Source organism: Cryobacterium sp., from assembly GCF_025463825.1.
Taxonomy (GTDB): domain Bacteria; phylum Actinomycetota; class Actinomycetes; order Actinomycetales; family Microbacteriaceae; genus Cryobacterium.
Map to the genome: position 1 here is coordinate 1 of NZ_JAODBG010000118.1, position 7089 is coordinate 7089.

Below are 7089 nucleotides of genomic sequence, written 5' to 3' on the forward strand. Positions count from 1 at the left end.
CCCGGGCGATGTGCCCCTTGTTGACGAACCGGGTGAGCCCGACGAGCGCGCCGCGGGCATCCGAGCGCCAGTACGGCGCGAACAGGCCGCTGAACGCGGGCACGAAGTAGGCGCCGCCGTTGTCGTCCACGGTTCGGGCCAGGGCCTCGATCTCGCTCGCCGAACCGATCAGGCCGAGGTTGTCGCGCAGCCACTGGATCAGCGACCCGGTGACGGCGATGGAACCCTCGAGGGCGTAGTGCGGGTCGGCGTCGCCGAGCTTGTAGCCCAGTGTGGTGAGCAGGCCGTTCTCCGAGTGGATGATCTCGGTGCCGGTGTTGAAGATCAGGAAGTTACCGGTGCCGTAGGTGTTCTTCGCCTCACCCTGGTCGAACGCGGCCTGGCCGAACGTGGCGGCCTGCTGGTCGCCGAGGATGCCGGCGATCGGCACCTCGCGCAGCAGGCTGTGCTCGTTGACGGTGCCGTAGACCTCGCTGGAGGAGCGGATCTGGGGCATCATCGAGCGCGGCACGCCGAAGATGCCGAGAATTTCGTCGTCCCATTCGAGGGTCTCGAGGTTCATGAACAGGGTGCGGCTGGCGTTGGTGACGTCGGTGAGGTGCACGCCGCCCTCCAGCCCGCCGGTGAGGTTCCACAGCACCCAGGTGTCGGTGGTGCCGAACATCAGGTCGCCGGCTTCGGCCTTTTCGCGGGCGCCGTCGACGTTCTCGAGGATCCAGGCGATCTTGGTGCCGGAGAAGTAGGTGGCCAGCGGCAGGCCGACGACCTTCTTGAACCGGTCGCCACCGCCGTCGGCGGCCAGCCGGTCGACGATGGCCTGGGTGCGGGTGTCCTGCCAGACGATCGCGTTGTACACCGGCAGGCCGGTGGTGCGGTCCCAGACCACGGCGGTCTCGCGCTGGTTGGTGATGCCGACGGCAGCGATATCGTGCCGGGTCAGGTTGGCCTTGGACAGCGCCTGGCCGATCACCTCACGGGTGTTGTCCCAGATTTCGACGGGGTCGTGTTCGACCCAGCCGGCGCGGGGGAAGATCTGTTCATGCTCGAGCTGGCCGGTGGAGACGATCGAGCCGGCGTGGTCGAAGATGATGGCGCGCGAACTCGTGGTGCCCTGGTCGATGGCGAGAACATACTTTGCCATGGTGTACCTCCTTGTACGTTGCATGATGGCTTGGACAAACTATAAAACCGTGCGGTGGATTCCGCTCGGCCGTTCCGGTGCCGAGGCGATGCACCGCCGGGCAGCGAAGCAGGCCGGTCCGTGCCGGACCGGCCTGCCCGCTCAAATGGTGGGGAGCCAGATCAGGGAGGCCCAGCCGGCGAGCAGACCGCCGACGACGGGACCGACGACGGGCACCCAGGAGTAGGCCCAGTCCGAGGACCCCTTGCCCTTGATCGGCAGGACGAAGTGCGCGATCCGTGGCCCGAGGTCTCGGGCCGGGTTGATGGCGTACCCGGTCGGGCCACCGAGCGAGACGCCGATGACCAGAACGAGCAGGGCCACGGGCAGGGCGCCGACGGCGCCGAGGCCACCGGCGGTGTCGGTCTGGTGGCCGAAGGTGAGGATGACGAAGACCAGCACGAAGGTGCCGATGACCTCGGTGACCAGGTTCCAGCCGTAGGAGCGGATGGCCGGCCCGGTGGAGAAGGTGCCGAGCTTGTTGGCGGGCTCGGGCTCTTGGTCGTAGTGCTGCTTGTACGCCAGCCAGACCACGACGGCGCCCAGGAACGCACCGAGGAATTCCCCGGCCAGGTAGACGAGTACCGACAGGAAATTCACCGGGACGTCCGCGGCGCCACCGAATGATTCGGCGCCCGACGCGACCAGGCCGAGGGTGACGGCCGGGTTGAGGTGGGCAGCCGAGTTGTAGGCGACGAGCACACCGGCGAAGACCGCGAAGGCCCAGCCGAATGTCACCATGAGGAACCCGCCGCCGAAGCCCTTGTTCTTCGTCAGGGCCACGTTGGCCACGACACCACAACCGAGGAGCGTCAGCATCCCTGTGCCCAGCACCTCCGACAAAAACACCAGTCCGATATTGTCCACGATGACCCTTCTGGGTAGAAGCGAGATGCCGGCTGAACCGGAGCAATCCCTTCGCGCTGCGCGAATGTGCAGTCACCATAGCGCGGCGGGCGCGGATGCGAAACGGAACGGATTACCCGGATAACCTGCCTCTTACCCGAACCGGGCGCAGCGCGTAAGTTGTGCGTGAACCCCTTGTCCGCCCGGCGCGTGCCTTTTCGTGCCGCTCGATTTTTGCGAAACGAAGGAATGGTCATGAAAAAGCTTGTCAACGACCCGAAGAACGTTGTCGACGAAGCCGTCGCCGGTTTCGGTGCGGCGCACGGCGATATCGTGCGGGTGTCCCTCGACCCGGTGTTCATCGTGCGCTCCGACGCGCCCGTGGCCGGCAAGGTCGGCATCGTCAGTGGAGGCGGCAGCGGCCACGAGCCGTTGCACGGCGGCTTCGTCGGTTCCGGCATGCTCGACGCCGCGGTGCCCGGCGCGGTGTTCACCTCGCCGACTCCTGACCCGATCCTCGCGGCGACCAAAGCCGTCGACGGGGGAGCGGGCGTGCTGCACATCGTGAAGAACTACACCGGCGACGTGCTAAATTTTGAAACCGCCGCCGACCTCGCCGCAGCGGATGAGATCGAGGTGCGCACGGTGATCGTCAATGACGACGTCGCGGTGAAGGACTCGCTGTACACCGCCGGACGCAGGGGAGTGGCCGGCACGGTCCTGGTCGAGAAGATCGCCGGTGCCGCGGCGGAGCGGGGCGACGACCTGACCGCCGTGGCCGCCGTCGCCGAGAAGGTCATCGGCCGGGTGCGCTCGATGGGCGTGGCCCTGACGCCGTGTGTGGTGCCGCACGCCGGGGAGCCGAGCTTCACCCTCGCCGACGACGAGATCGAGATCGGCATCGGCATCCACGGCGAGCCGGGCCGGGAGCGGATCAAACTGGAACCTGCCGACGCGATCGTCGACCGGATCCTCGCGCCGATCCTCGACGACATCCCCTTCACCCGCGGTGACAAGGTGCTCCTCTTCGTCAACGGGATGGGCGGCACGCCCCAGGTGGAGCTGTACATTGTATTTCGACGGGCCGCCGAAGTCCTCGCCGAGCGAGGCATCGAGGTGACACGCACGCTCGTCGGCAATTTCACAACATCACTGGAGATGCAGGGCATGTCGATCACGGTTCTCACACTCGACGACGAGTTGACCGCCCTGTGGGATGCTCCGGTGCACACGGCCGCATTGCGGTGGGGAAAGTAGGAAGACCGAATGAGCGTAGACGTCGCATGGGCAGAGGCCTGGATCAGGACCAGCGCCAGGGTGCTCTCGGAGCACCGAGCCCGGTTGAACACCCTGGACCGGGAGATCGGTGACGGCGACCACGGCGAGAACATGGATCGGGGCTTCCAGGCCATCCTGCCCAAGCTCGACGGCCTCACCGACGCCACCACACCGGCCGACCTACTCAAGGTGCTCGCCTCCACGCTCATCTCCACCGTCGGCGGCGCCGCGGGCCCGCTCTACGGCACCGCCTACCTCAAGGCCGCCGGCGCGGTGAGTGGCACGGCGGAACTGGACGGCGACGCCGTGGTGGCGCTGCTGACGGCCGGGCGTGACGGCATCGTCTTGCGCGGCAAGGCCGAGTCCGGTGACAAGACCATGATCGACGCGTGGACCCCGGCCGTCGATGCGGCTGCGGTGGCACTGGCCGCCGGCGCCGGCGCCGACCAGATTCTTGCCGCGGCCGCCGACGCCGCCGAGGCCGGTGCGGTGGCCACGGAGCCCCTGGTCGCGCGCAAGGGCCGCGCAAGCTACCTGGGGGAGCGGGCCATCGGGCACCGCGATCCCGGCGCCGAGTCGACCGCGCTCATCCTGCGCTGCGCCGCCGACGCCGCGCAATCCTGATGATGGCCGATGCCGTGGCAGAAACCGACGCACCGGGCCGGGTCGGCCTGGTGTTCGTCTCGCACAGTGCGCTGATAGCGGCCGGGCTGGTCGCACTGGCTCGGCAGATGGCGCCGGGGACCGCCCTGGTGGCCGCCGGGGGAATGGATGACGGGGGAATCGGCACGAGCTTCGACAAGATCAGTGCCGCGCTGCTGGAGGCCGACCAGGGCGCCGGAGTCGTCGTGCTCTGCGATCTCGGCTCGGCCATTCTCACCGCGGAGACCGCGGTGGAGTTCCTCGACGACGACGCCAGGGACCGGGTCCGCATCGCCGACGCACCGCTTGTGGAGGGCGGAGTGGCGGCCGCGGTTGCCGCGGAGATCGGGGGAGACCTCGACGCTGTCCTGGCCGCCGCCGAATCCGCCGGCAGCGCACCGGCCGTCGAGTCGGCGGTCGACGCGGGCACGGCCGGTGAAGCCGGGGAAACGGGCGGTGGACCCGTCTCGCGCACGGTGACGCTGCGGAACCGGGACGGCCTGCACGCCCGCCCCGCCGCGGACTTCGTCAAGCTGGCGAGCACCTTCAACGCCGAGGTCAGTGTGAACGGCAAGGACGCACACAGCCTGCTCGGCATCATGTCCCTGGGGCTGACCCGGGGGATGAGCGTGGAGATCTCCGGGCCGGACGAACGCTCCCGCGCGGCGGTCGACGCGTTGGCCGATCTCATCGAAACGGGCTTCGGCGAGGAATAGCCGCGCCGGGCCGGTCCCTAGAATTCCGGCGGGCGACCGGCGTACGCTGGCGGCATGGTCCAGAACGAGAAATCCTCGGCCGGGGCTCCCAAGGCCGGCCGCCGTCAACTCTTCGAGTGGGTGGAGGACCGGCTCAGGCCGGCTTTCGATTCACCCGCCGTCGGTACCTACGACGCCCAGGAAACCACCGGGCTGAAAACCTGCCCGGTCTGTCAGCGGCCGATGACCGAGCACACCATCGAGCATTCCGCGCACGACACCATCCTGAACTGTCCGGTCCCGCATCCGGGTGCCTGGGACCGGGACGCCTTCGAGCAGGTGAACGAATTCGGCATGGTGATCCATCGCCCGCCGGCGGAGCCCGGGGCCACCTGATTCCCATCCTGGTTCGCGCGGGAGAGCCCTCCCGAAAAGCTTTGTTGACATAATGTGCATTATCGGTCACAGCATGGGACTCGGGAAGGTGCTGGATCAGCGTCGGTGCCTGGCGTGACGGTTCTGTCACTGTGAGTGTGCCACCGCGCCGCGGCCGGCCTCCGCCGCCGAGATCCGGTGCCGCCATGTCGTAGCGTCGGCTTCGCACCGTGGTCGTCGTGGGCGGCGCAAATATCGGGGCCGGTCGGCCGAACTCAACAGCCAGTTCGATCGCCGATATAATTTTGTGCCAGAAATAACCCTCCGAGTTGAGTGCCGCTGGCGATCCCGTAGCACCATCACGAGCCTGGGATTAGGGTGTCGCCAGCACCTCGTTGTCCCTGGGTGTCGCAGCACAATGACTCCCCCGCCGGTACATCCCGAAGGAGCAGCATGTCGAACAGCCCCGGAACGCCCAGCCCCGCTCAGAACAGCCCCGCTCAGAACCGCCCGACGCGACAGAGCGCGGCGAATCAGAGCGCGGTGTTCGGTCTGGCCCTGGATCCCCGCAACCTGTCGGCCAAGGAGATCACCGGCCTGCGGGTGGCGTTCGCCGTCAGCGCCCTGGTGGCCATTGGCATCGGCACGATCCTCCTGGTCTGGACCGACGCGACCCTCACGGTCATCGCGGTTCTCTTCGGGCTCTACTTCGTGATCAGCGGCGTCGGCCGGATCGTCCGCGGGGTCGCCAGCGTCGGCGTCTCCACCGGCGGCCGGGTGCTCAACATCGTGCTCGGCGTGCTCGTGGGCATCCTGGGGATCCTGGCGTTGCGCAACCCGGAAGGATCGCTCGCCGTCCTCGGGCTGGTCGTCGGCATCGTCTGGATCGTCGACGGGGTGGCCGCGCTCGTCGAGTACAGCACGGACTCCAGCCGCTGGCCGGGGATCCTGCTCGGCGTGATCGGTGTCATCGCGGGCGTCGTCGTGCTCTTCGCCCCGGTGGAGACGATTGGCGTGCTCGTCACGATCGGCGGCATCATGCTCATCGTCTCCGGGCTCGTGCAACTCGTGCGCGCCCTCACATTCGGGCGCGGCGCGACGGCCTGAGCCCGCCCGAGTCAGCCGGTGAAGTCCGAGGTGTCGCCGACGTACCGGGTGTTGTTCTCCGGTACCGGCTCCACCGCGGCGAGCACGATCTCCGCGGCGAATTCGCTCACGTTGTACAGCTTGCCGGCGGAATCCTGGCGGGCGCTGATCGCGCCGGGGTTGGCACGCTCCAAAAGCACGGCCGTGATGGTGCCCTGGATCATGTCGCCGGAGACGACGACGAAACCGATGCCGGCCTCCGCGAGCTCGGGGATGACCGCCCGGAGGGCGTCCTCGCCGGCGCGCTTGCTGCGGGCGACGGGCTCGTAGACGGCCACGTTCTGCGCGCTGTCGACGAAGTGCGCCTGGTGACTGGTGATGAAGACGACCCGGGAGCCGTCGCTGAGCAGCGGCACAGCAGCGGTGAGCAGGTTGACCTGCGCATCCCGGTTCAGCTGCATGGCGTAGTCCTCGGCCATGCCGCTCTCCATACCGCCTGACGCGTTCATCACCAGGATGTCGAGTCCGCCGTATTCGGCGCGAATGGTCTCGAACATCGCGGCTACCGACTCGGCGTCGGTGAGGTCGGCGGCCACAGTGATGGCGGTGCCGCCGGCGTCGCGGATGGCGGTGGCGAGCTTGTTGGCCCGCGCTTCCTTATTGCGGTAGTTGATGACGACCTTGGCGCCGGCTTCGGCGAAGTAGGCGACGGTGTCGGCTCCGATCCCGCGGGACGAGCCCGTGACGAGGATACGTTTTCCGGTCAGGCTGCCGGGCTGGAGGGGATTCATCGATGGTGTGCTCACGGGGATAAAGACTATCAACATGCCTCACACCTCCAAGTGCTAGCGTCAGAGGCAAACCGACGCTCAGAGGGGCAGCGACATGGTGGATTTGACGGATTACCTGTGGATTGCATGGCTGGTCTTCATCCTGGTCTGCGTCATCATCGAGTTGCTCACCCTCGATTTCACTTTCCTCATGATC

8 protein-coding genes are annotated in these 7089 nt (G+C 67.6%); 5 read left to right on the top strand and 3 right to left on the bottom strand.

Going from position 1 to position 7089, the window contains the following annotated elements; translation table 11 throughout:
• Both glpK and JWP54_RS14335 read right to left on the bottom strand, forming a co-directional pair.
• Positions 1-1141 (bottom strand): glycerol kinase GlpK (gene glpK / locus JWP54_RS14330; protein WP_297373237.1); only part of this gene is annotated, 1141 nt, incomplete at its 3' end.
• A 141-nt stretch (positions 1142-1282) separates the two neighbouring features.
• Positions 1283-2050 carry an MIP/aquaporin family protein gene (locus JWP54_RS14335; protein ID WP_297373243.1) on the bottom strand — a complete coding sequence of 256 codons (768 nt, stop codon included), beginning with the start codon at positions 2048-2050 and terminating at the stop codon, positions 1283-1285.
• Positions 2051-2281: 231 nt separating this feature from the next.
• On the opposite strand from JWP54_RS14335, the gene dhaK reads away from it, so the two are divergent.
• The 5 genes from dhaK to JWP54_RS14360 all read left to right on the top strand — a co-directional run bounded on the left by dhaK (position 2282) and on the right by JWP54_RS14360 (position 6123).
• A complete protein-coding gene (gene dhaK, locus JWP54_RS14340; protein WP_297373238.1) occupies positions 2282-3283 on the top strand; it encodes a dihydroxyacetone kinase subunit DhaK in 1002 nt (333 codons plus the stop codon).
• A 9-nt stretch (positions 3284-3292) separates the two neighbouring features.
• Positions 3293-3928, top strand: a complete 636-nt coding sequence (dhaL, locus tag JWP54_RS14345; protein WP_297373239.1) for a dihydroxyacetone kinase subunit DhaL — start codon at positions 3293-3295, stop codon at positions 3926-3928.
• Positions 3928-4662: a dihydroxyacetone kinase phosphoryl donor subunit DhaM gene (gene dhaM / locus JWP54_RS14350; RefSeq protein WP_297373240.1), complete on the top strand. Its 735-nt coding sequence runs from the start codon at positions 3928-3930 to the stop codon at positions 4660-4662. The genes dhaL and dhaM overlap by 1 nt, the downstream gene beginning before the upstream one ends.
• A gap of 54 nt (positions 4663-4716) precedes the next feature.
• On the top strand, positions 4717-5037 hold the full coding sequence (locus JWP54_RS14355) for a hypothetical protein (RefSeq protein ID WP_297373241.1): 321 nt from the start codon (positions 4717-4719) through the stop codon (positions 5035-5037).
• A gap of 432 nt (positions 5038-5469) precedes the next feature.
• Positions 5470-6123, top strand: a complete 654-nt coding sequence (locus JWP54_RS14360) for an HdeD family acid-resistance protein (protein WP_297373242.1) — start codon at positions 5470-5472, stop codon at positions 6121-6123.
• Positions 6124-6134: 11 nt separating this feature from the next.
• On the opposite strand, the gene JWP54_RS14365 is transcribed toward JWP54_RS14360, so the two are convergent.
• Positions 6135-6893 (bottom strand): SDR family oxidoreductase, encoded by a 759-nt coding sequence (locus JWP54_RS14365; protein WP_297373244.1) that lies wholly within the window; start codon positions 6891-6893, stop codon positions 6135-6137.
• Positions 6894-7089: the final 196 nt, after the last annotated feature.

What these genes read in the sequence shown, in the direction of transcription:
- JWP54_RS14365 (WP_297373244.1), bottom strand. Translation starts at nt 6,893, where the DNA reads ATGAATCCCCTCCAGCCCGGCAGCCTGACCGGAAAACGTATCCTCGTC.
- JWP54_RS14360 (WP_297373242.1), top strand. Translation starts at nt 5,470, where the DNA reads ATGTCGAACAGCCCCGGAACGCCCAGCCCCGCTCAGAACAGCCCCGCT.
- dhaK (WP_297373238.1), top strand. Translation starts at nt 2,282, where the DNA reads ATGAAAAAGCTTGTCAACGACCCGAAGAACGTTGTCGACGAAGCCGTC.
- dhaM (WP_297373240.1), top strand. Translation starts at nt 3,928, where the DNA reads ATGATGGCCGATGCCGTGGCAGAAACCGACGCACCGGGCCGGGTCGGC.
- JWP54_RS14355 (WP_297373241.1), top strand. Translation starts at nt 4,717, where the DNA reads ATGGTCCAGAACGAGAAATCCTCGGCCGGGGCTCCCAAGGCCGGCCGC.
- dhaL (WP_297373239.1), top strand. Translation starts at nt 3,293, where the DNA reads ATGAGCGTAGACGTCGCATGGGCAGAGGCCTGGATCAGGACCAGCGCC.